This is a genomic window from Microvirga sp. 2MCAF38 (genome assembly GCF_052115485.1).
In the GTDB taxonomy this organism is placed as follows: Bacteria; Pseudomonadota; Alphaproteobacteria; order Rhizobiales; family Beijerinckiaceae; genus Microvirga.
Genome location: NZ_JBFRGU010000001.1, coordinates 25,862 through 46,952, shown reverse-complemented (window position 1 = coordinate 46,952; position 21,091 = coordinate 25,862). Strand labels below are relative to the sequence as shown.

The 21,091-nt window shown below is 60.0% G+C and carries 23 protein-coding genes; 12 read left to right on the top strand and 11 right to left on the bottom strand.

Annotation, left to right across the window (positions count from 1 at the left end):
* Positions 1 to 211 precede the first annotated feature (211 nt).
* The 4 genes from AB4072_RS00230 to AB4072_RS00215 all read left to right on the top strand — a co-directional run bounded on the left by AB4072_RS00230 (position 212) and on the right by AB4072_RS00215 (position 3,546).
* Positions 212 to 2,296, top strand: coding sequence for an acetyl/propionyl/methylcrotonyl-CoA carboxylase subunit alpha (locus AB4072_RS00230; protein WP_441964901.1), 2,085 nt, complete (start codon positions 212 to 214; stop codon positions 2,294 to 2,296).
* Positions 2,297 to 2,351: 55 nt separating this feature from the next.
* Positions 2,352 to 2,789 carry a DUF1489 family protein gene (locus AB4072_RS00225; RefSeq protein WP_441964900.1) on the top strand — a complete coding sequence of 146 codons (438 nt, stop codon included), beginning with the start codon at positions 2,352 to 2,354 and terminating at the stop codon, positions 2,787 to 2,789.
* Positions 2,790 to 2,808: 19 nt separating this feature from the next.
* On the top strand, positions 2,809 to 3,066 hold the full coding sequence (locus AB4072_RS00220) for a hypothetical protein (RefSeq protein ID WP_441964899.1): 258 nt from the start codon (positions 2,809 to 2,811) through the stop codon (positions 3,064 to 3,066).
* Positions 3,067 to 3,189: 123 nt separating this feature from the next.
* Positions 3,190 to 3,546 carry a hypothetical protein gene (locus AB4072_RS00215; protein WP_441964898.1) on the top strand — a complete coding sequence of 119 codons (357 nt, stop codon included), beginning with the start codon at positions 3,190 to 3,192 and terminating at the stop codon, positions 3,544 to 3,546.
* Positions 3,547 to 3,724: 178 nt separating this feature from the next.
* On the opposite strand, the gene panC is transcribed toward AB4072_RS00215, so the two are convergent.
* Positions 3,725 to 4,567, bottom strand: coding sequence for a pantoate--beta-alanine ligase (gene panC, locus AB4072_RS00210; protein WP_441964897.1), 843 nt, complete (start codon positions 4,565 to 4,567; stop codon positions 3,725 to 3,727).
* Positions 4,568 to 4,807: 240 nt separating this feature from the next.
* Between panC and AB4072_RS00205 the strand changes: the two genes are divergently transcribed.
* The gene (locus tag AB4072_RS00205; RefSeq protein ID WP_441964896.1) at positions 4,808 to 5,518 is read left to right on the top strand and encodes a DnaJ domain-containing protein; all 711 of its coding nucleotides are present in this window, start codon (positions 4,808 to 4,810) and stop codon (positions 5,516 to 5,518) included.
* A gap of 68 nt (positions 5,519 to 5,586) precedes the next feature.
* On the opposite strand, the gene AB4072_RS00200 is transcribed toward AB4072_RS00205, so the two are convergent.
* Positions 5,587 to 7,206 (bottom strand): serine hydrolase, encoded by a 1,620-nt coding sequence (locus tag AB4072_RS00200; protein WP_441964895.1) that lies wholly within the window; start codon positions 7,204 to 7,206, stop codon positions 5,587 to 5,589.
* 249 nt (positions 7,207 to 7,455) lie between these two features.
* Here AB4072_RS00200 and AB4072_RS00195 point away from each other — a divergent pair, with 249 nt between their 5' ends.
* The 4 genes from AB4072_RS00195 to AB4072_RS00180 all read left to right on the top strand — a co-directional run bounded on the left by AB4072_RS00195 (position 7,456) and on the right by AB4072_RS00180 (position 11,196).
* Positions 7,456 to 7,791 (top strand): phasin family protein, encoded by a 336-nt coding sequence (locus AB4072_RS00195; RefSeq protein ID WP_441964894.1) that lies wholly within the window; start codon positions 7,456 to 7,458, stop codon positions 7,789 to 7,791.
* A gap of 303 nt (positions 7,792 to 8,094) precedes the next feature.
* Positions 8,095 to 8,445 (top strand): ATP-dependent Clp protease adapter ClpS, encoded by a 351-nt coding sequence (gene clpS, locus AB4072_RS00190; RefSeq protein WP_441965696.1) that lies wholly within the window; start codon positions 8,095 to 8,097, stop codon positions 8,443 to 8,445.
* Between the two features lie 37 nt (positions 8,446 to 8,482).
* Complete coding sequence (gene clpA, locus AB4072_RS00185; RefSeq protein ID WP_441964893.1) at positions 8,483 to 10,948, top strand: ATP-dependent Clp protease ATP-binding subunit ClpA; 2,466 nt, start codon at positions 8,483 to 8,485, stop codon at positions 10,946 to 10,948.
* On the top strand, positions 10,945 to 11,196 hold the full coding sequence (locus tag AB4072_RS00180; protein WP_441964892.1) for a hypothetical protein: 252 nt from the start codon (positions 10,945 to 10,947) through the stop codon (positions 11,194 to 11,196). The genes clpA and AB4072_RS00180 overlap by 4 nt, the downstream gene beginning before the upstream one ends.
* A 273-nt stretch (positions 11,197 to 11,469) precedes the next feature.
* On the opposite strand, the gene AB4072_RS00175 is transcribed toward AB4072_RS00180, so the two are convergent.
* From AB4072_RS00175 to AB4072_RS00165, 3 genes are all read right to left on the bottom strand, one after another.
* On the bottom strand, positions 11,470 to 12,642 hold the full coding sequence (locus AB4072_RS00175) for a GNAT family N-acetyltransferase (protein ID WP_441964891.1): 1,173 nt from the start codon (positions 12,640 to 12,642) through the stop codon (positions 11,470 to 11,472).
* 153 nt (positions 12,643 to 12,795) lie between these two features.
* A complete protein-coding gene (locus tag AB4072_RS00170; RefSeq protein ID WP_441964890.1) occupies positions 12,796 to 13,548 on the bottom strand; it encodes a glycerophosphodiester phosphodiesterase family protein in 753 nt (250 codons plus the stop codon).
* Positions 13,545 to 14,015, bottom strand: a complete 471-nt coding sequence (locus AB4072_RS00165) for a RidA family protein (RefSeq protein WP_441964889.1) — start codon at positions 14,013 to 14,015, stop codon at positions 13,545 to 13,547. The genes AB4072_RS00170 and AB4072_RS00165 overlap by 4 nt, the downstream gene beginning before the upstream one ends.
* Before the next feature lie 159 nt (positions 14,016 to 14,174).
* On the opposite strand from AB4072_RS00165, the gene AB4072_RS00160 reads away from it, so the two are divergent.
* Positions 14,175 to 15,008, top strand: coding sequence for a cell envelope integrity EipB family protein (locus AB4072_RS00160; RefSeq protein WP_441964888.1), 834 nt, complete (start codon positions 14,175 to 14,177; stop codon positions 15,006 to 15,008).
* Here AB4072_RS00160 and AB4072_RS00155 read toward each other — a convergent pair.
* The 3 genes from AB4072_RS00155 to AB4072_RS00145 are packed head-to-tail and all read right to left on the bottom strand — an operon-like array spanning position 14,999 to position 17,311.
* A complete protein-coding gene (locus AB4072_RS00155; RefSeq protein WP_441964887.1) occupies positions 14,999 to 16,276 on the bottom strand; it encodes a DNA polymerase IV in 1,278 nt (425 codons plus the stop codon). The genes AB4072_RS00160 and AB4072_RS00155 overlap by 10 nt on opposite strands.
* 45 nt (positions 16,277 to 16,321) lie before the next feature.
* Entirely contained in the window at positions 16,322 to 16,981 is a 660-nt protein-coding gene (locus AB4072_RS00150) for a hypothetical protein (protein WP_441964886.1), read from the bottom strand.
* Between the two features lie 45 nt (positions 16,982 to 17,026).
* Positions 17,027 to 17,311, bottom strand: coding sequence for a DUF3572 domain-containing protein (locus tag AB4072_RS00145; protein WP_441964885.1), 285 nt, complete (start codon positions 17,309 to 17,311; stop codon positions 17,027 to 17,029).
* Positions 17,312 to 17,430: 119 nt separating this feature from the next.
* On the opposite strand from AB4072_RS00145, the gene AB4072_RS00140 reads away from it, so the two are divergent.
* Entirely contained in the window at positions 17,431 to 17,814 is a 384-nt protein-coding gene (locus tag AB4072_RS00140) for a response regulator (protein ID WP_441964884.1), read from the top strand.
* A complete protein-coding gene (locus AB4072_RS00135) occupies positions 17,811 to 18,716 on the top strand; it encodes a response regulator (RefSeq protein ID WP_441964883.1) in 906 nt (301 codons plus the stop codon). The genes AB4072_RS00140 and AB4072_RS00135 overlap by 4 nt, the downstream gene beginning before the upstream one ends.
* A gap of 897 nt (positions 18,717 to 19,613) precedes the next feature.
* On the opposite strand, the gene rpmG is transcribed toward AB4072_RS00135, so the two are convergent.
* From rpmG to AB4072_RS00120, 3 genes are all read right to left on the bottom strand, one after another.
* Positions 19,614 to 19,781 (bottom strand): 50S ribosomal protein L33, encoded by a 168-nt coding sequence (rpmG, locus tag AB4072_RS00130; RefSeq protein ID WP_441964882.1) that lies wholly within the window; start codon positions 19,779 to 19,781, stop codon positions 19,614 to 19,616.
* 131 nt (positions 19,782 to 19,912) lie between these two features.
* On the bottom strand, positions 19,913 to 20,662 hold the full coding sequence (locus AB4072_RS00125; protein ID WP_441964881.1) for an NUDIX hydrolase: 750 nt from the start codon (positions 20,660 to 20,662) through the stop codon (positions 19,913 to 19,915).
* Positions 20,637 to 21,083, bottom strand: coding sequence for a DUF983 domain-containing protein (locus AB4072_RS00120; RefSeq protein WP_441965695.1), 447 nt, complete (start codon positions 21,081 to 21,083; stop codon positions 20,637 to 20,639). Before AB4072_RS00120 ends, AB4072_RS00125 begins: the two co-directional genes overlap by 26 nt.
* Between the last annotated feature and the right edge of the window lie 8 nt (positions 21,084 to 21,091).

The window sequence follows — 21,091 nt, the reverse complement described above, 5'->3', positions numbered from 1 at the left end:
GAGGAGATTCTCTGTTCAAAAGAGGATTCTTGATTGAGAGGAAGGTTTTTAAGGGCAGGTCGCTGGAGAGAGCGCTGGGCGCGAGAGAGGGTTCGGCGCGGTCTACGCCTTGTGTCGGGATGTGAACGGGTCGGATCGAGGGTGACAAGGCGCGGCTCTTTTGCTCTAGCTAGGGGAACGTCCGACCTTCGCCAACGGATCGGGGAGCCGCATGCTTGAGAGTGTTCTTATTGCCAATCGCGGCGAAATCGCCTGCCGCATCATTCGCACCGCCAAGCGTCTCGGCATCAGGACCATTGCCGTCTATTCGGAGGCGGATGCCGATGCCTTGTTCGTGCGTATGGCGGACGAGGCCCATCCGATCGGCCCGCCGCCCGCGCGTGAAAGCTATCTGCAAATCGACAGGATCATCGAGGTCGCCAAGGCGAGCCGCGCGGCTTCCATCCATCCCGGCTACGGTTTTCTCTCCGAGCGCGCCGAATTCGCGGAAGCCTGCCTCAAGAACGGCATCGCCTTCATCGGCCCGCCGCCGGCTGCGATCCGCGCCATGGGCCTGAAGGATGCGGCGAAGGCGCTTGTCCAGAAGGCGAATGTGCCGGTCGTTCCCGGCTATCACGGTGCGAAACAGGAACCCGACTTCCTGCGCCAGAAGGCTTACGAGATCGGCTATCCGGTCCTCATCAAGGCGGTCGCCGGCGGCGGCGGCAAGGGTATGCGCCGCGTCGACAAGGCCGCCGATTTCGATGCCGCTCTGGAAAGCGCCCAGCGCGAGGCCCAGAGCGCCTTCGGCGATCCGCGTGTGCTGGTGGAAAAATACATCCTTTCCCCCCGCCATGTGGAGATTCAGGTCTTCGCGGATAGGCACGGCAACGTGGTGCATCTGTTCGAACGCGATTGTTCGCTCCAGCGTCGCCATCAGAAGGTGATCGAGGAAGCGCCCGCTCCCGGCATGACACCCGAGATGCGCGCTATCATGGGCAACGCCGCCGTCGAGGCAGCACGTGCGGTAGGCTACGTGGGTGCCGGCACGGTCGAGTTCATCGCCGATGGTCGCGAGGGCTTACGCCCCGACCGGTTCTATTTCATGGAGATGAACACCCGCCTTCAGGTGGAGCATCCGGTGACGGAAGCGATCACCGGTCTCGACCTCGTGGAACTGCAATTCCGTGCGGCGTCGGGCGAGCCTCTGACGTTCCAGCAGGACGATCTGACCATCAAGGGCCACGCGGTCGAGGCGCGGCTCTACGCGGAAGATCCCGAGAGAGATTTTCTGCCCTCCACCGGCAAGCTCTGGGCCCTGGAATTCCCGGAAGGCGAGGGCATCCGCATCGATACAGGCGTGCAAGCGGGTGACACGGTCACGCCGTTCTACGACCCGATGATCGCCAAAATCATCGCCCATGGCACGACCCGCGACGAAGCGCTGGACCGGTTGGCAGCAGCCCTAGAGCACACCATCGTCGCCGGACCGAAGACGAACGTGGCGTTCCTGAAGAACCTCTGCGAGGCCAAGGAATTCCGGACCGGACCCTTCGACACGGGCTTCATCGACCGCAATCTGCAAGCGCTCGGCGCGGTGCCCCAGCCGGTGGATCTTCAGGCTGCAATTTATGGGCTGACAGAACTCGTCGGAAGCGAGGTTCTTCGATTGTCGCGGCTTCAAAAGGCAAACCTCAATCTCCCTCTTCGCAGAAGCCCCTGGGCTGCATTGGACGGTTTCCTTTTGAGTGGGCATTGGCGACGCGGGATTCGTGCCGTGGTCAACGGTGAAACGGTCGATGGCGTAATGGAATGGCTCCCCGACTCGGCAGCCCTGTTCAAGGGCAAGTCCGCCATCGGCCTAGGGCCGATCGCCCCGTCATCGGAATATTCCGATTGGTGGGAGAAAGCTTTCGAGGCGAACTGGCTGGATCCTTATGCCGCTCCAACACGTGCGCCTGAATTGGGCGTGACGATTGTCGCTGCAGGTAAGAAGGCAACCCCGCAAGACGAAATGCTGGTTCTTCGGAACGGGCGCCAGACATCGGTTCGGATGTTCGACCCCTTCGATGTCGATCTCGAACACATGGATGCGGGTAGCGCAGTCAAAGCGCCCATGCATGGCAAGCTGATCGCTCTGTTCGTGAAACCGGGCGATATCGTGGAGAAGGGGCAGCGGCTGGCCATCGTCGAGGCGATGAAGATGGAGCATCCGCTCGTCGCGCCGCTCTCCGGCGAGATTGCCGAAGTCCTGGCGGAGGAGGGGGCACAGGTTGCCGAGGGGGCACGCCTTATTTCTCTTAAAGTGGATGAATAAGCTGCGGCCCATCGCCCGGCTTTCCTGAGCGTCCGAACCGTGGTTGAAGAGCGTCATGCCGCTTCATCTGATCAAGCTTTGCGTCGGCTGCGAGTCGATCTCCGACCTCGATGAATGGATCGAGGAGAACAGGGCGCTGAGCCGTCGGCTCAAGCGCGACTTCGAGCAGACGCATACCACCCGCATGGTGCCCAAGCGTGTCGAGGAATTGCTCGATGGCGGCTCGCTCTATTGGGTGATCAAGGGGCACGTGGCTGCCCGGCAGACGCTTCTCGATATCCGCCCCTTCACGGATGGCGAGGGGATCGGGCGTTGTCGTCTGGTGCTCGAACCGAAGGTGATTCCGGTCGAGCCGCGCCCCTATCGCCCGTTCCAGGGGTGGCGTTATCTTGCGGCCAAGGACGCTCCGCGCGATCTTGGGCGTGATTCGGGCGATCTCGCCGAAATGCCGGAAGAGATGCGCCGCGAATTGTCTGGTCTTGGACTATTGTGACATGAAATTGGAGCCAACCATGAAGGGATCGCAGATCGCCTTGGCCCTTGCCGCCTTGTTCCTGGCTTCCCCAGCCATGGCGAAGGATTGCCGGCTTCCTCAACCGGCCTTGGGCGCTGCCGCCCAACAGGCGTCCGATTGCGCAACTCGCAAAGATGTGAAACCGCAGGTGGATAACCGCCTCAAGAGGGGCGAGCGAGGCTTCATCGATCTCGGAAACGGCACGCAAGTGCGGGTCAGCGGCCGGGTTCGGGTGGATACGGAGTACCGCCGCTAACTCCTTTGATTGAGGCTGGGAGAGCCTGGCCCCGAAGTGTGCGACAGGATTAACCTCCTTGCGCATGGAACCGCCTTACCGCACTCCGCATTGGCTCAACAGTAGAGCTGAGTGGAGGTGGCTATGCTTCTCACAGCATCAGAGGGACGGCACTGGCGCTACGAAGTCTGCGAACACGAGGACGGGTATCTCGTCCAGATGCGCGACCTCGAAACTGGCGATCTCGATACTCAGTTCTCGACGATCTTTCGAACGATGCCCGTCGCCTTCGCCTTTGCGGAGATGTCCGCGGCCTATGAGCGCTTTGCTGCCGACGAAGACGATACGGCCAAGGACCAGCAGGCTCAAGTCGATGTCGTGACGTGCGAACGCCACTTCATTGATCTGAGCGGTCGTCTCCAGGATTCCGGCATCAATGGTATCGTGATCGAGAGCTGGAAACGCGAGAAACAGCGAGGCGCGGCGCGCACGTTGCATTAGAGCGTCGGACTCTATCTGCGGGGATGGTGGCACGTCATGGTGACATGGTCACACCATGGATTGACGTTCAAGGCGCTGTCGCGAACGTCGAAACCTGCCTCCGATATCTCACGCTGGAGGTCTTCCAGCGGCTTCAACGTTCGATAGGGCTTCCCATTCTCCAGCAAGCAATTCGTTTTCACGCCTCGATATTGTCGATCAAACGCGTCTTACCCAACCGCGCAGCGACGAGGATGCGGATTTTGCCGGAGAGGTCGGAGGCGGGGCCTAGGGTCTCGGCGTCTCGCGCTTCGAGATAGTCGATCTCGAATTCGGCCTTCGACAACACGGCGCGGCCCGCCTCGAGCGCGCCATCCACATCGCCGGTCTCGCGAATTTCCTCAGCGCATTGCCTGAGCGTCTGGTTGAGAACGGTGGCCTGCTCGCGCTCGTCCTCGGACAGGTAGCGGTTGCGGGACGACATGGCGAGGCCGCTATCTTCGCGCAGGGTCTGGCCGGGGACGATGGCGACGGGGAAGTGCAGGTCCGCGACCATGCGGCGGATCACCTGGAGTTGCTGATAGTCCTTTTCCCCGAAGACCGCGACGTCCGGCTGAACCTGAAGAAAGAACTTCGCCACCACCGTCGCGACACCTTTGAAATGGGTCGGGCGGAACCGGTCCTCCAGGTCCGCGCTGGCGGGGCCTGCGACATTGACCGAGGTCGCGTCGCCCGGCGGATACATGGTCTCCACGCCCGGCGCATAAACGAGATCGGCGAGGCCAGCGAGCTTGCGGCAATCCTCATCGAAGGTGCGAGGGTATTTGGAAAAATCCTCGTTAGGTGCGAATTGCGTCGGGTTCACAAAGATCGAGACGACGACCCGCTCGGCATGCTCGCGTGCAAGCTTTGCGAGGGAGAGATGGCCTTCGTGGAGCGCGCCCATGGTCGGCACCAGCGCGACGCGCTCGCCCGCCTTCTTCCAGGCGGCAACCGTTCGCCGGAGATCGGCAAGGGTCTCTACAACAGGCGTCGACGTCATAAGGGCCTCCCCGTGTTTGTTGCCGAGTGGCTAAAGCATGATCCGGAAAAGTGGAAGCCGGTTTTCTGCAAAGATCATGCTGGGGCAAAAAGCATGATCCGGAAAAGTGGAAGCCGGTTTTCCGCAAAGATCATGCAATAGGGACAGGAGCAAAACGGATGTCCCGCGATCCCAATCTTTCTATCTTTCCATTTACAAGATGGTCCGCAAACATCACATGAACCCATCAGGATCGAAATCATGATGCTGCTTTACGGTCTCGCGGCGGTCGCTCTCGTATGGTGGCTGTCCAAATTCTTCGCCCGCACCGATGCGGGGGCAATGGCGCGAGCCTTGCGGATCGTCGGGGGGATTGGTGCGCTCGGCGCGGCCATTCTTCTGGGCGCGAGAGGGCGCCTCGATATGGCGATCATCCTCGGCGGCCTCGGTGCCTGGGCGCTGGGCTGGGCCAAATTCCCACTGCCCTGGCAGCTCAAGGGCGGGCAGGACGGTCTGCACCGTATCTCGAGGATGCGCTCGGCCCTGATCGAAGTCGAACTCGACCATGGAACCGGGGCCGTTCGCGGGCTTGTGCTGGCCGGCAGCTTCAGCGGCCGCCAGCTGGATGAACTCGACAGGGCAGGTCTTATCCGCCTCTATGACGAGTGCCGGTCCATGGATCCGGAGGGTCTTCCCCTTCTAGAGACGTATCTTGACCGCCGGTTTGCCGGTTGGCGTGAACACGCTCAGCGAAATGGTGACGCGGGGACGCGCCGCCAGACGCAAACGGGCGCGATGACGAAAGAGGAAGCCTACGAAGTCCTGGGGCTTCAAGCGGGGGCGAGCATCGACGATATCCAGCGGGCGTATCGCACGCTGATGAAGAAGCTCCATCCCGACCAGGGGGGAACGACGTACCTCGCGGCCCGGGTCAACCAGGCCAAAGAAGTTCTGCTGAGCCGACATCGCTGATACTCCACGCGCGATCCGGTTATGGGGCAGACGGCGGCATCAAACACATGCCGTCGTCTAGGGTCTTATCAGCTCCGCGAGGCGAAGCAGGAGAAGCCGCTGCGCTTAAGGGCCTTACAGGCGCTCTCGGCTTCACCGGATTCACTGAACCCGGAGAAACGCGCGCGGTAGAGGGTCGAACCGTCGCGGGAAACCTTCTCGGTGAAGGCCGAGGCCTTCAAAAGGATCTTGCCGGCCTTTGACTTGGCGGAGTCCAGAATGTCCTTCGCTTTGTCCTCGTCATCCGTCGCGCCGAGCTGGATGATCCAGGCGGTGAGAGCGGGCTTCTTTGCTTCCACTGCCTTGGGCTCAACTTTGGGCTCGATAGCCTTCAGCTCCATTTTGGTTTCGAGCGAGGCAACCTTTACGGGCGCAGGAGCAGGTACAAGAGCCGCCTGGACGCTCTCCTGAGACTTTGCCTCGATCACGGCTTGAGGCGGCAGAGCGGCTGCTTCGGCGTGCAGGGCGGCATAGGCCTGCGTGTCCTTCGGTAGGGCATCGGGACCCTTCTGCCAGCGCACCGGAGAGGAAGGGGTGGTGGTGGACGAAGCGCCCGCCGCCGATGCAACGACAGGGCGGAGCGAATTCAGATCGAGCGGCTTGCGTGCCGGGGCTTCCGCGACCGGCTGAGGAGCCGGAGGAGGCACGGGAACCGCAACCGGCGCGGGGGTGGCTGCGATCGTCTCGATATTCATCGGCATGACCGCCGGGCGTTGCAGCGGCGAGGCGTCGGCCACCATCACGCGGCCACCGCCGTCCCCGATGGAAGGCGCGGTGCGAGCGCCCGCATAGGCGCGCCCCAGGTTGGCATCGATGAGCGACGCCATGGCATTGTCGCGACTACCGGCGGAGCGGCCGCCGAGGACGATTGCGACAACGTGACGGTCATCCGTCTTCACGTTGGTCATCAGATTGAAGCCCGACGCGCTCGTGAAGCCGGTCTTGATGCCGTCTACGCCTTCAACCCGACCGAGCAGGTTGTTGTGGTTCTTGTGGCTCGCGCCGGCATAGCGGAACACATGGGTGCCGAAATACGGATAATATTTCGGGAACCGGTCCTGGATCGCGCGGGCGAGAATAGTGAGGTCCCGTGCCGTCGTGACTTGTCCGGGGTTCGGAAGGCCGGAGGCGTTGCGATAAACCGTGCGGTTCATGCCGAGCGCCCGCGCCTTGCGCGTCATCTGCTCGGCGAAAGCCTGCTCGCTGCCGCCGAGATTTTCCGCGACGGTCACGGCGATGTCGTTGGCGGATTTCGTGACGAGAGCCAGAATCGCGTCTTCGACTTCGATCGTGCTGCCTGCGGGCAGGTTGAGCTTCGACGGAGCCTGGCGGGCCGCGTTGGCGGAAATGCGCAGGGGCGTATTGAGCGTCAGCTTGCCCTGTTCGAGTTGCTCGAACAGCAGATAGAGCGTCATCACCTTCGTGATGGAGGCCGGGTGGCGCAACTCGTCTTCGTTCAGCGCCTGAAGGGTGCGCCCCGTCTTCACGTCGACGACCATGGTGGCATAGGGGGGATTGTAGCCCCCACCGGCTGAGCGCTTCTTGCGCGCGGCTTCAGCGGGCGAGGAAAGCGCAACGGCGACCGCGGCCGTGAGGCCTACGGCGACTGCGATCTTCCTGGATCCTGCCCAAACGCGAACCAAATTCATCCTGTTACCGTCCCTGTCTCGTAGGTCTCAGGCCCTGGCCGGCCGTCCCATTGATTGGGATCGTTGCCGACACAACACAGTCTTCGACGGTAGGAGTTTGCGGTTACGGGTGGGTTAACATGAGTGACGAAACGACATTTTGTGCGCTGCACAATGATCCTTGACATTTATTGTGCGCTGCACACATAATGACTGTACCGTGTAAGCTACAGCATTCGCAAGAGGACAGCGTCAGCGCTGAAAATGAAAATGTTCCCAGGTATCGAACAAGCCCAGAAACTCGGCCAGGACAATCTGGACGCAACCGTGAATGCGCTCGGCGCATTTTCGAAGAGCGCGCAGAAGATTGCCGCTGAAACTGCCGATTACGCCAAGAAGAGCTTCGAAAACGGCTCCTCTACGCTCCAGAAGCTCACCGGCGCTTCGTCCGTGGAAAAGGCTGTTGAAATCCAGAACGCGTATCTGCGCGGCGCTTATGAGGATTTCGTCTCCCAGTCGACGAAGCTCGGCGAGCTCTACTCCTCGCTCGCCCGCGAGGCTCTGAAGCCCTACGAAGGCTTCATGGCCAAGCCTTTCGCCGCCTAAGAGCGCACTGAACCGACGCTTTTCGAAAGCCCGGCCTTGCGCCGGGCTTTCTTGCTTTTTGGCACATTCTCGATTGAGGCGCGACCTTTGGCGCGGGCTTTGTTAGAGATCGAGTCTTCCGCTTTTGCCTGCGACCTCCCATCTTGTTGATCTGGAGAGCCGGAACGGGCGACACTAGGTTCTGTTTTGACGGTTGAGGCGGCAAACGAGCCGTGCGATTTTTAAGTCGCCGGATATCGGCAACGAAGGGGCGGTCGAATTATCATGCTGACGACGCGGAGCACCTTGATCTTAAGGGATTGGATGCCCCTCTTCGCGGCTGGGTCGAAGAACCCGGGCGGGGATGATGAGGACGGGCGCACCGGCACCGCAATCATCAGCAAGACCAAGACGCGTACCAAACGGCCCAATTTGTACCGTGTTCTCTTGTTGAATGACGATTACACTCCGATGGAATTCGTGGTGCATGTGCTCGAACGCTTCTTCAACAAAAACCGCGAAGACGCGACCCGCATCATGTTGCACGTGCATCAGAACGGCGTTGGGGAATGTGGTGTTTTTACCTACGAAGTGGCGGAGACTAAAGTGACGCAGGTCATGGATTTCGCCCGCAAGCACCAGCATCCCCTCCAATGCGTCATGGAAAAGAACTAGCGAATTACCGGGACATTGGGTCTCAAAGGACAAGCCATTGCCGAGCTTCTCTCGCAGTCTTGAACAAGCCCTCCACCGAGCTCTCGCTCTCGCAGGTGAGCGCCGTCATGAATATGCGACGCTCGAACATCTTCTCCTCGCCCTGGTCGACGACCAGGACGCGGCAGCCGTCATGCGCGCCTGCAATGTCGATCTCGATCTCCTACGACGCAATCTGGTGGAATATGTCGATACCGAGCTCGCCAATCTCGTGGCGGACGGACGGCAGGATTCTAAGCCGACAGCCGGGTTCCAGCGTGTCATTCAGCGCGCGGTGATCCATGTGCAGTCCTCTGGCCGCGATGAGGTGACCGGGGCGAACGTGCTCGTGGCGATCTTCGCCGAGCGCGAGAGCCATGCCGCCTATTTCCTGCAAGAGCAGGACATGACCCGTTACGACGCGGTCAACTACATCAGCCACGGCATCGCCAAGCGCCCCGGCGCGGCGGAGCCCCGCGCACCGCGGGGGGCCGAGGAAGAGCCCTCCAACGAGCGCCCAGCCTCCGAGGAACAGGAAGGGCGCCCGAAGAAAAAGGGCGACGCCCTGGAGGCTTATTGCGTCAATCTCAACAAGAAAGCGAAAGACGGAAAGATCGATCCGCTGATCGGCCGCGAGGCCGAGGTGCAGCGCACGATTCAGGTCCTCTGCCGTCGCCAGAAGAACAACCCGCTCCTCGTCGGCGATCCCGGCGTCGGCAAGACCGCCATCGCAGAAGGTCTCGCCCGCAAGATTGTGCAGGGCGAGGTGCCGGAAGTGCTGCGGGATGCGACCGTGTTCGCTCTCGACATGGGCACGCTGCTTGCCGGCACTCGCTATCGCGGCGATTTCGAGGAACGCCTGAAGCAGGTCGTCAAGGAAATCGAGGCGCATCCGAACGCCATCATGTTCATCGACGAGATCCACACGGTGATCGGCGCGGGTGCGACTTCGGGCGGGGCGATGGACGCTTCCAACCTTCTCAAGCCGGCTCTGGCGCAAGGCTCGCTGCGGTGCATCGGCTCGACCACCTACAAGGAATACCGGCAATATTTCGAGAAGGACCGGGCACTCGTCCGCCGTTTCCAGAAGATCGACGTGAACGAGCCGACGATCCCGGATACCATCGAGATTGTGAAGGGCCTGAAGCCTTACTTCGAAGAGTTCCACAAACTCCGTTACACCAACGACGCCATCAAGGCGGCGGTGGAATTGTCCGCACGCTACATTAATGACCGCAAGTTGCCGGATAAGGCGATCGACGTGATCGACGAGACCGGCGCGTCGCAGATGCTTCTGCCTGAGAACAAGCGCAAGAAGACCATCGGCGTGAAGGAAATCGAAGTCACCATCGCCACGATGGCGCGTATTCCGCCGAAAACTGTATCGAAGGACGATGCGACCGTTCTCGCGAACCTCAAGGACACCCTGAAGCGTGTCGTCTATGGCCAGGACAAGCCCATCGAGGCGTTGACCTCGGCGATCAAGCTCGCTCGCGCGGGTCTGCGCGATCCCGAGAAGCCCATCGGTGCCTACCTCTTCGCCGGCCCGACCGGCGTCGGCAAGACGGAGGTGGCGAAGCAATTGGCCGTGAGCCTCGGCGTGGAGCTGATCCGCTTCGACATGTCGGAGTATATGGAACGCCACACGGTCAGCCGTCTGATCGGCGCCCCTCCCGGCTATGTGGGCTTCGATCAGGGCGGTCTTCTGACCGATGGGATCGATCAGCATCCGCATTGCGTTCTGCTTCTCGACGAAATCGAGAAGGCTCATCCGGATCTGTTCAACATCCTGCTCCAGGTCATGGACCACGGGAAGCTAACGGACCACAACGGCAAGCAGGTCGATTTCCGGAACGTGATCATCATCATGACCACGAATGCCGGTGCCGCCGATCTCGCCCGCCCAGCCTATGGTTTCACCCGCACCAAGCGGGAAGGGGACGATACGGAGGCGGTGAACAAGCTGTTCGCGCCGGAATTCCGCAACCGTCTCGACGCCATCATCTCCTTCGGCCATCTGCCCAAGGAAGTGGTGGAGAAGGTGGTCGATAAGTTCGTCCTGCAACTGGAAGTTCAACTCGCCGACCGCAACGTGACCATCGAACTCACCGACGAGGCTCGCGAATGGCTTGTCGAGCATGGCTATGACGAAGCGATGGGCGCTCGGCCCATGGCGCGCCTGATCCAGATGACGATCAAGACGCCGCTTGCCGACGATGTGCTGTTCGGCCGTCTGAAGGATGGCGGTGCGGTAAGGGTCATCGTCAAGACCGATGAGATCGGCCTGAAGACACTCGGCTTCGAGTATCTTGAGGGGATGCCCAAGCCGAAACCTGAAAAGGCTGTGGCCAACACTGCCAAGAAGAAGAGCAAGACTCGGACAACTGGAAGTGCTAAGGCCAAAAAAACACCCAAGCCGAAAGGCTCAGGCGGAAGCGGTGGCGCGATCCGCACAGTACCCAAGGTTCCACTGGTTAAGGCATGACGACCGATCTACACGAGGGCCCTCTGGAAGTCGCGACGGAAATCGCGGCTCCCGTCAGACGCACCTGGCGCGAGCAGCGGGAACGCCGCCGTCGTCGGCGCATCTGGATGGAAGAGCTTTTGGGTTGGATCCTCGTGCCGGTGATCGTTGTCGGCTGCTATTGGGCCGTGGAAGGCGTGATGATCGCACTCGGCACCTCACCGACGGCGATCCTCAATGGGCTGAATCAGGTGACGTCCGGGTTCTGACCCGAGACATTTTGCAAAAAATTGTACCACTAGCGACATGCTCGGACCTCGTCCGGGCATTGTCGTTTCGGGGCAGGTTTTTTTGACATTGCGGATTTCGGTTCGCAGCCACTAATGGCGATGCAGATCGAGACCTCATCCTGAGGAGCAGCCTTAAGGCTGCGTCTCGAAGGAGGTTCCAGTGTACTCCGGAGACGCCTCGCCCTTCGAGACGATGCTTCGCATCCCTCAGGGTGAGGCTGTGGGTTGGTTCTCCCCAAAGACCGACCGGCTCTACTCATCCTCGCGCTGCTTGAACGGCGTCGCCGACGACAGCTCTTCCGCGGCCTCGGCCACATAGTCCCGCTCATGATCGAGATAGTCTGCGATGGCTTTGCGCAGCGATGGATTGGCGATGTCGTGCGCCGATGAAGTCACGACAGGGCGATAGCCGCGCGCCAGCTTGTGCTCGCCCTGCGCGCCGGCCTCGACCCGCTCCAATCCTTTAGCGATGGCAAACGCGATGGCCTGATAATAGCAGACCTCGAAATGCAGGAACGGATGATCCTCGATGCAACCCCAATTGCGTCCGTAGAGGCGTGTATCGCCGATGAAATTGATTGCGCCCGCGATGATGCGACCCTCGCGCTTGGCGAGCACCAACAGAATGCGATCTGCCATGCGCTCGCCGATGAGCGAGAAGAACTTTCGGTTCAGATAAGGCCGCCCCCATTTGCGCGAGCCCGTATCCATGTAAAACGCGAAGAACGCATCCCAATGCGCTTCCGTGATCTCGGTGCCTGTCACCCACTCGATGGTGATGCCGTTTGCCAAGGCATCGCGCCGCTCGCGGCGAATGACCTTGCGCTTACGCGAGGAGAGGGCGCTCAGAAAATCTTCGAAACTTCCATAGCCCTCGTTGAACCAGTGAAACTGCTGGTCGTCTCGCCGCAGAAAGCCTTGAGCCTCAAAAGCGCGAAGATCGTTCTCTTGTAGAAACGTCGCGTGGATCGATGAAGCATCGCTGCGCTCCCGCAGCACGCGCAACCCGGCGATCAGATGCGCTCGCACCTCGTCCTCCGGCGCACCCTTCGCGACCAGAAGGCGAGGGCCGGTGACGGGAGTGAAAGGCACGCTGACCTGAAGCTTCGGATAGTAATGACCACCCGCGCGCTCGAAGGCATCCGCCCAGGCATGGTCAAAGACATATTCGCCCATGGAGTGCGATTTGAGATAGCAGGGTGCTGCGCCCACCAACGTCCCCGTCTCATCTTCAACCAGGACATGGAGCGGCATCCAGCCTTTGGATTTACCGACGCAACCGGATGCTTCCAGGCTTTCGAGAAAGGCGTGCGAGACGAAGGGATTGAAGGGATCCGCTCCAACCTCCGTGGAGCGTGCACACGCGTCCCAGGAGGCTGCCGGGACGACGCTCAAGCCTTGCGCGATTTTGATCTGGAAAGGCACTGGATCGAAAGGATCTCGCCGCTGACACCTGGCGCATGATCCGGAGAAATCCGGCTCTCCAAAACGATCATGCCGAAACAAAAATAAAGCCCGGTCAGGTTCGAAGACATGACCGGGCTCTAGCGTATGACCGCTGTGGGATCCTGACAAGCGTTACGGCAGGAAGCCTTCGAACACCATCTGGTCCGCATGCTTTTCCGCGCGGGCGCGATCTTCCGGATTGCGTACGGTCCAGGTCATGACCGGGAGGTTGCCGAGAAGCTTCGCCAGATATGGTCCCGCCGCCGGCAGGTCCTTCACGTGCCACGAAATGAATTGCGGCTGCGATTCCGCAAAGTGCAGAAGGTTCGCGAGGCGATACTTCAGCTCCGGCGAAAGGATCTCGTCGGTCTTCGAGGCATAGTGCAGCTCTGCGATGATGCCGCGCGTGATGTGCGGTGCAATCTTGCGCACGGTCTCGACGATGTCCGGATCGAACGACTTGACCACGAACGGGCCTTTGTAGTCGGCTAGGATTTCGCAGACGCGCTTCGTCAGACGCATGTCGCCGTTGAACTTGCTCTTGATCTCGATGACGAGCGGCACGCGCCCGGCGATCTTGTCGAGATAGCCTTTCAGCGACGGAATCTTGTCGCCACCGGTCGAGCCCGCGATATCAATGCCGGCCAATTCGGATAGCGTGCGCTCCGCGACAAGGCCCGTGCTGCCCGTAAGCCGGTCAAGCTCGAAGTCATGGAAGACGATTGCTTCGTTATCGCCGGTGAGCTGCACGTCCAATTCGATCGGGAAGCCGTAGCCGATGGCGGCTTCCGCGGCCGAGAGCGTGTTCTCGATGATGCCGCCCGCTTTGTTGTGCAGGCCGCGATGGGCGATGGGCTTCGCGACGAGCCAGCTGGGTGTGCTCATAGGACTTCAAACATTCCTTCGACTTCGACAGCAACGTCGAGCGGCAGTTCCGCGACGCCGACGGTGGAGCGGGCGTGGCGGCCCTTGTCGCCGAAAACCTCGACCATGACATCGGACGCGCCGTTCATGACGGGTGCCAGTGCGGCGAAGGTCGGCACTGCGTTGATGAAACCGCCGAGGCGCACGACACGCACGACCTTGTCGAGATCGCCGACAGCGGCGCGTAGTTGTGCGATCAGATTGATGGCGCAGTTACGCGCAGCCGCTTGACCGGCTTCGGGCGAGACTTCCGCGCCGAGTTTGCCCTTATGGGCATCGTTCAGCTTGCCATCGATGCCGAGGCAAAGCTGGCCGGAAATAATCACCAGGTTTCCGGTGCGGACGAACGGCACATAATTCGCAACCGGTGCGGCTGGTGTCGGAAGGGCAATGCCCAGTTCCTGCAATCTCTTCTCGATATTGCTCATGAGTGACTCCTCGACGGCCTTGTGACAGGCCTTAAACCGGCCAAGCTTTGGCGGATCGTCCATCGAGAAGCAAGCCGGACGTTGCCCACGATCGACCGCAGGCCTATCTTGAGCAACTCAGGCGAAGCCCAAAATCGGGCGTCTGCCAAAGGAGTTGTCATGCGTCGTTTGATCCTGGTGTCGAGTGCTTTTCTGGCGACGGCATTTTCCGTCTCGGCCCAGACGCCACAGACAGGGGTCCATCTCGTGCCCCACAGGGCCGTTTACGACATTTCGCTAGGTAAATCGACGGGAATGCGAGGTATGGACAGCGCCAGAGGGCGAATTGCACTCGAATTCGCCGGTGACGCCTGTGACGGTTACACGATGAAATACCGTCAGGTGACCGTGCTCAACGGCGCGGAAACCGGTCCTCGGACGCTCGATGTGCGCACCGCCACGTTCGAGGCCGGTGATGGCAATTCAATGCGGTTTCGAATCGAGTCGACCCTGGAAGGCATGGTGAAGGACAATGTGGATGGCGATGCGAGCCTGAAAAACGACGGTTCGCTCGCGGTCAATTTGAAGCAGCCTAAGCGCGACACATTCGCCGCCCCAGGCACCCTAGTTTTCCCGACCGAGCATCTGAAGCGTCTGATCGAGGCGGCACGCGCAGGCAAGACGACCCTGAACGTCAGGCTCTATGACGGCTCCGACGACGGTAAGAAGATCTACGACACTCTCGCTTTGATTGGCCGCAAGATCGAGGGTGGCGCGGCCGGGAGTCTTGAGGAGCCGGCCCGGCAGGATGGCATCGTGAAGGAGCCCCGCTGGCCTGTGACGATCAGCTATTTCACCGCAGGCGAGGGGGATCGCACACCCGCCTACATCATCTCGTTCGATCTGTACGAGAACGGCGTCAGCCGCGCGTTGAAGCTCGATTACGGCGATTTCGTCCTGACCGGCGAATTGAAAAGCCTGGAATTGCTGCCTGTCTCGACCTGTCAGCGCTGACGGCCGCGCAACGTGATACCCTTCTGCAAAGCGGCGGTGCCGAATTTGTCGCGAATTCGGTCGATGGCGGTTTCCATTTTGGCCTGACGCACCACGCTTTGATCGGCCAGATCGCCCTTGTCCGCCTCCGACGCGTCACACAGATCCGCCGCGCCGATGCCGATGAGGCGATAGGCTGTGCCGTCGCAGGCGGTTTTCAACAATTGTCGCGCCGGGTCGAACAGCCGTGCGGCGAGTTGCGTCGGCGGGAAGCCTGAGCGGGTCCGCGTCAAGAGATGGAACTCCGCATCCTTCAGCTTCAAAGTCACGCTCTGTCCCGCAAGCTGCGCGGCTTTCAGTCGAGACGAGACCTTTTCCGCCAACCGCCAGAGAATGGGTTCCAGATCTTCGAAGGAACGCAGGTCCACGTCGAAGGTGGTTTCCGCGGAGATGCTCTTGGTCTCGCGCTCGGTCTTCACACTCCGGTCGTCCTGACCCAAGGCCAGTCGCGCGAGTCGCTGTGCATCGCGGCCGAGCGCTTCGAATAAGGTGCGCTGCGATGTGTCCCGCAGGTGTGAGATCAGCGTCACCCCCGCTTTTGCCAATCGCGCTTGAGCGGCGGCGCCGACGCCGGGAAGGATCGAGACCGGCTTCTCTGCCAGGAAAGCGGGGGCTTCTTCCCGTCCGATGATCGAGAATCCGCGCGGTTTCTCGAAGTCCGAGGCGATCTTGGCGAGGAACTTGTTGTACGAGAGGCCAACCGAAATGCTGATGCCGATCTCATCCTCGACGCGTTTGGCGAAACGGGCGAGGGTCAGCGCCGGACTTGCGTGATGCAGCCGCTCGGTGCCTGAAAGATCGAGAAATGCCTCGTCGATGGAGACAGGCTCCACCAGTGGCGTCATCTCGAACATCAATTGGCGCACCGCTCGCCCCGCGATTCGATATTTCTCCATGTTGGGCTTGACCACGACCGCGTGGGGGCAGGCCTTCAGTGCCTTGAACATGGGCATCGCCGAGCGCACGCCGTAGGTGCGCGCCACGTAGCAGCATGTGGAGACGACACCCCGCTTGCCACCGCCGATGATCACCGGTTTGTCGGCAAGGCTCGGGTCGTCCCGCTTCTCCACCGCCGCGAAGAACGCGTCGCAATCCATGTGGGCGACAGAGAGCGTGTCGCGCTCGGGGTGCGCGAGAAGGCGAGGGGAGCCGCAGGCCGTGCAGCGGCGCACCGAGGCCGAGGCGGCGACGGTGAGACAATCCCTGCAAAATGGCGCGGTTAGATCCACGAAGAAACCTTATCTCGATGTTCGGGATGCTCAGTCTAAGCTCTCTTAAGAATCTCCTGAACTAAGCTTGCCGTTTCCAAAAAGTTGCTCAGCCCGGAATACGCTCCGCCAGCCAGCCGCAATACCCAAACAACCGAACCAAAGACCCAGGATGCCGATGAGCGAAAACAATTGAAATGAAAGCCAATAATTTAGAACGCTTACATAATCTTGGTAAAACTTTACTGAAAATCGACCGCGCTTTCCTTCGAATATTATGATTTCTTGATAATAAAAGACTATAAATGTTGTATAGGCGCATAAAAAGGATAGTAAAAAAGTGGCTAAAACCGCTCTCAGATATGTTTTTTTCGTTAAATTAAGTTTTGAAGCGCTTTGAAGTTTTGTAAAAAGGAATGCCACCAGGCCAAGCGCTAAGGCAATGCCATATATTGTTATATATGCTGAGGTTGTTTGAGCGTGTAGAGCTGCAATACATTGCGACGAAAGCTGGCGGAGTGTTTTGGTTTCTCTCAATGCTGCTGGATAATAGTTCTGTAGTATGTGGGTTGCGTCAAGGCTGTCCCAAGGCGCGCCGAGAGTGCATTGAAAATTCGTGTAGGCTTGATGCGCCCATAGCATCACGTAGCCTGTACCGAAGAAATTTATCGCGGCCGACACTTGCAATGGCAAAAAAGGATTCGGCTTTCGAGTTTTGCTTCGCATGGGGTGTCTGGCCTTGTCGAGGTCTGAGGCGTGTCTCGGTAGTTTTTAGTAAAATTCCGATGGCGACAGGATCTGATGCGCCTCGACGATACGCTCCGGCTTGACGGAAAGCTCCTCGGCAAGCGCCAGGAGCAGCGCTTCGTCCGAGGCGACATAGTCGAGGATTGCGGCGAAAAAGCCGGGTTGGGAAGCCGCGTCGCGGATAGAATCAGGTTGTAGACCCGAAATGGCTAGAAAGCGGCTCAGCCGGTCTTCATCGGCAATAAGCCGCGTGAAGATGTTCAGCGCCACGCTTTCGGCTTCTTCAGCGTTTATTTTCCTTAATGCCATCTTCTTGTCCGGATTTGCATTTTGCCAACCCCCATTTCCATTTCATCAATAAGTGACCGGCTAGTTTCGGACGAATGATCGAGCCGGTGAAGTCTGTTTTTGGCTCAGGGGCTGCGGCAATGAAGAAAACTGTGCTTATTGTTGAGGACAACGAACTCAACATGAAGCTCTTCAACGATCTCCTTGAAGCCCATGGCTATGCCACCCTGAAAACGGGCCATGGGATCGAGGCGATGGAGCTTGCCCGCGCCCATAAGCCGGATCTGATCCTCATGGATATCCAGCTGCCTGAGGTCTCGGGTCTCGAGGTCACGCGCTGGCTGAAGGCCGACGAGGATCTAAAATCCATTCCCGTCATTGCTATCACGGCTTTTGCCATGAAGGGTGACGAGGAGCGTATTCGTGAAGGCGGTTGCGAGGCCTATCTGTCGAAGCCGATCTCCATCGCCAAGTTTCTCGAAACAGTGAGAACCTATCTCAACGCGGACGATAAACCCGCATGACCGGGCGAATTTTGATCGTCGATCCCGACTTTCAGCGCGCGGCCGCAATCGAACGCTCCCTCGCGGGAAAAACTCTCGACGTCACGATAGCAACGAACGAATCCGACGGCCTTGCCATCTGTCGTAACGGGTTGGCGGACGCTGTCCTCGTGGCAGGAGAGTTGCCCGGGTTCAACGGGTTCGCCCTGTGCGCGCAGATCAAGAATGATCCGGCGTGCCGCCATGTGCCGATTGCCATCATCGGCGAAGAGACACCGTCATGTGGCCGGATCAGAGCCCTCGATGTCGGGGCAGATGACTACCTTGTTATTCCGACGCACGAGGGCCTGGCAGGCCAACGTCTCGGAAACTTCGTTCAGATGGCGGAAATCGCGGGGTGTGTTCGCGCCGCCGAGTACGGTGTCGCGAGTGTGGGCGACGGTTCTGTCGACTTGCCCCAACCGCACAACATTCTGCTGATCGATCCCGATTCCGCATCCCGTCAGCGCCTCACGGAAATTCTTTCGCCGACGTGCCATGTGACCTCTGTCGACCGCAAAGGCCGGATCCTCGCGGACAGGTCGGCGGCTGCGTTCGATGTCGTTTTATGCGATGCGTCGGTCCTCAAGGCGGCGGGAGGCGACTTCCGGGCGCGCTTGGGTAAACGGGACGCCTTCGGATGCCGAGCGCGGATGATCCTCCTGGGTGTTCCGCCCGAGGCCGCAAACGTCTGGGGTGCCGACGACGGGCTAATACGCCCCATCGATCGCTGCGCCGCTCTCATGAACGTCGGTCTTGCTGCGCGAAAGCGCTCTCTGATCAAGGAATTGCGGGCCGCGGAAATCCGGCTTCAACTGCATGCGATGCTGTTTCGCTCGCCATCGGCTCAAGTCGAAGAAGACCCGCTTCGCCTCGCCGCATAGGGCGGGGGCTTTAATCGAAGGGTTTTGCTTCGAATCTCACCTTAGGTAAGATCGATGTTTCGTTGATTCGGCCTTATTGCATTGCTCTGCAATTTCTGTTCTTCTTAAACACAGGAAAGTTCGCCTGTGGGCGGACACCTTACTTTCAGGCGATCTCATTTCGCCATGAAAGTTCGGGAACTAAGATTTTGAGCGCGGTCGGTGGCCTCCTTTGCCCCCTCCAGCTCGAACAGACGCCCCGATGCTCAGGTCCGCCGCATCTCCTGGGACTTCGTGGGCTCGGCCAAGCTGGAGGCGGTTTCGCCTCCTCAGCCCCGTCTCCAGCTGGCCACCTTTCCACGCTTTTCAATCAGACCTCTCATTCTCCCTTCAGCCGGGAACAATTCGGCTCGCCTTGCTTTGGAAGATAGACCTATCCATGGCCCCTTAGCCCTCTGATAGGAATGCTCGCTGTGACGTTGCCACTTTTACGGAGGCTGTCATGAAGGGAGTCCTTGCCACATTTGCACTCGCCGGAGCCGTTCTATGCTCCAGCTCAGCGGTCGCACCGGCAACTGCCGCTCCGTTTCCAAATCTCTCAGCTATCTTGGACGGGAACGAGTTGACCACGCCGGTCCGCTGGGTCTGCAACAGGCATCATCAATGTGTCTGGAGAGGTTACACCCAGAACCAGTTCTATTACGGACCGCGAGGCTGGAAACATTGCGACTATCGCTGGCGAACTGGCCGCAACGGCCCTTATCGGGAGAGAATTTGCTTCTAGGACCGCTGCCCCGTCGCTGAAGCTGACGTGGGGTCGAACCACGAGAGCGTGGTCCCCTTGCTGCTCCCCAAAAGAAAAACCGCCCCATTGCTGAGGCGGTTTAATTCCAAAGATCAGATTTTTAACGAAGCTGATTACTTGATCTTCGCTTCGCGGAACTCGACGTGCTTCTTCGCGACGGGGTCGTACTTCTTCATCACGAGCTTGTCGGTCTTGGTGCGGGAATTCTTCTTCGTCACATAGAAATAGCCGGTTTCGGCGGACGAGACGAGTTTCACTTTGATCGTTGCGGCTTTGGCCATGGTCGGGACCTCTTGTTGGGTAGTTCGGCTTTGCCGAAACACAAAGGGCCGGGTTCACCCCGGCCGGAATTTCACGCTGTCCATGCCCGATAACGCCCGCTGCGTCAAGGGTTTCGGCATGTCAAAGCGGATTACAACAGTTCCCGGACGGAACGGCCACGCTTCTGATGAAAGAAGGGAACCGGAAGTTCGTGGATGAATCCGGCCGCGATTCGGCTCTCCAACTCTTGCAGTACGGTCCGCGTGATGTTGGGCAGGTCGAGCTTTTGCGCCTGCGTGAAGGTGACCCAGGCGAGTTCAACCAGTTCGGATTCGGGCCCGATTACGCCATCGACCACGTCGGCAACGCAATCGCTGTCCACGGCAAAGAACCGGGCATCGAACCTCTTCACGCGCTTCGGCGGCGTGATCGCCCGCGCGACGAATTGCAGCGTATCGAGTTCGGGAAAGACGCCGCGCTCCTGAAACGTGGCCCAGGGGCCGGGCGGCACGCTTTCAGGGGCGCCGTAATCCTTGGAGCCGAGCATGAGCCCGGTCTCCTCGAAAGTCTCGCGGATCGCGGCCAGCGCCAAGGCGCGGCAGCGTTGCCAGGAGGGGCGGGACACGCGCTCCATCAAGGCCTGTTCGGCGCGCGGATGAAGCGAGCCGGCGACCGACATCTGCCGGTCGGAAGGCTCGACACGGCCGCCCGGAAATACGAACATGCCCGGCATGAATTTGTGGCCTTCATGACGGCGACCCATCAAGACCTTGGGTGCGCGGCCATTGCGGTCGATGATGATGAGGGTGGCCGAGTCGCGTGGGCGAAGGGCGGGTGCTGACGCGTCGGGCGCCGTGGAGACGAGACCGTCCGTCTCAGGTTGAAATTGAACCTTCGACACCAGACGCCTCCTTCGCATTCTTGTTGCTTTTGGCACGTGCCGCGCCGAATCCGTGCATGCCTAGCGCGTATTGCAGCCCGACGACAGCACCTTTGGTCGGTTGGAGCAGACCGAGACACAGGGCGAGCGTGAGAGTCGGCCAGAATGCGATCTGCGCCCAGAGCGGCACATCGAAGTTCGTTTCCGCCACCAGCACGCCGTAGCCGATCAGGTGGCCGACGATGAAGATGACGATATAGGGCGGCAGGTCATCCGCCCGGTGATGGTGGAATTCGGTCTCGCAGCAATCACACGCGGTGTTGACCTTCAAGAAACGCCCGAAGAGGCGGCCCTTTCCGCAAGCCGGGCAGCGTCCCATGAAGCCACGCTTCATGGCGGTCGCCAATTCCGGGGTCCCTGCGATGATCCGCTCGGTCTGCATGGCTTGTC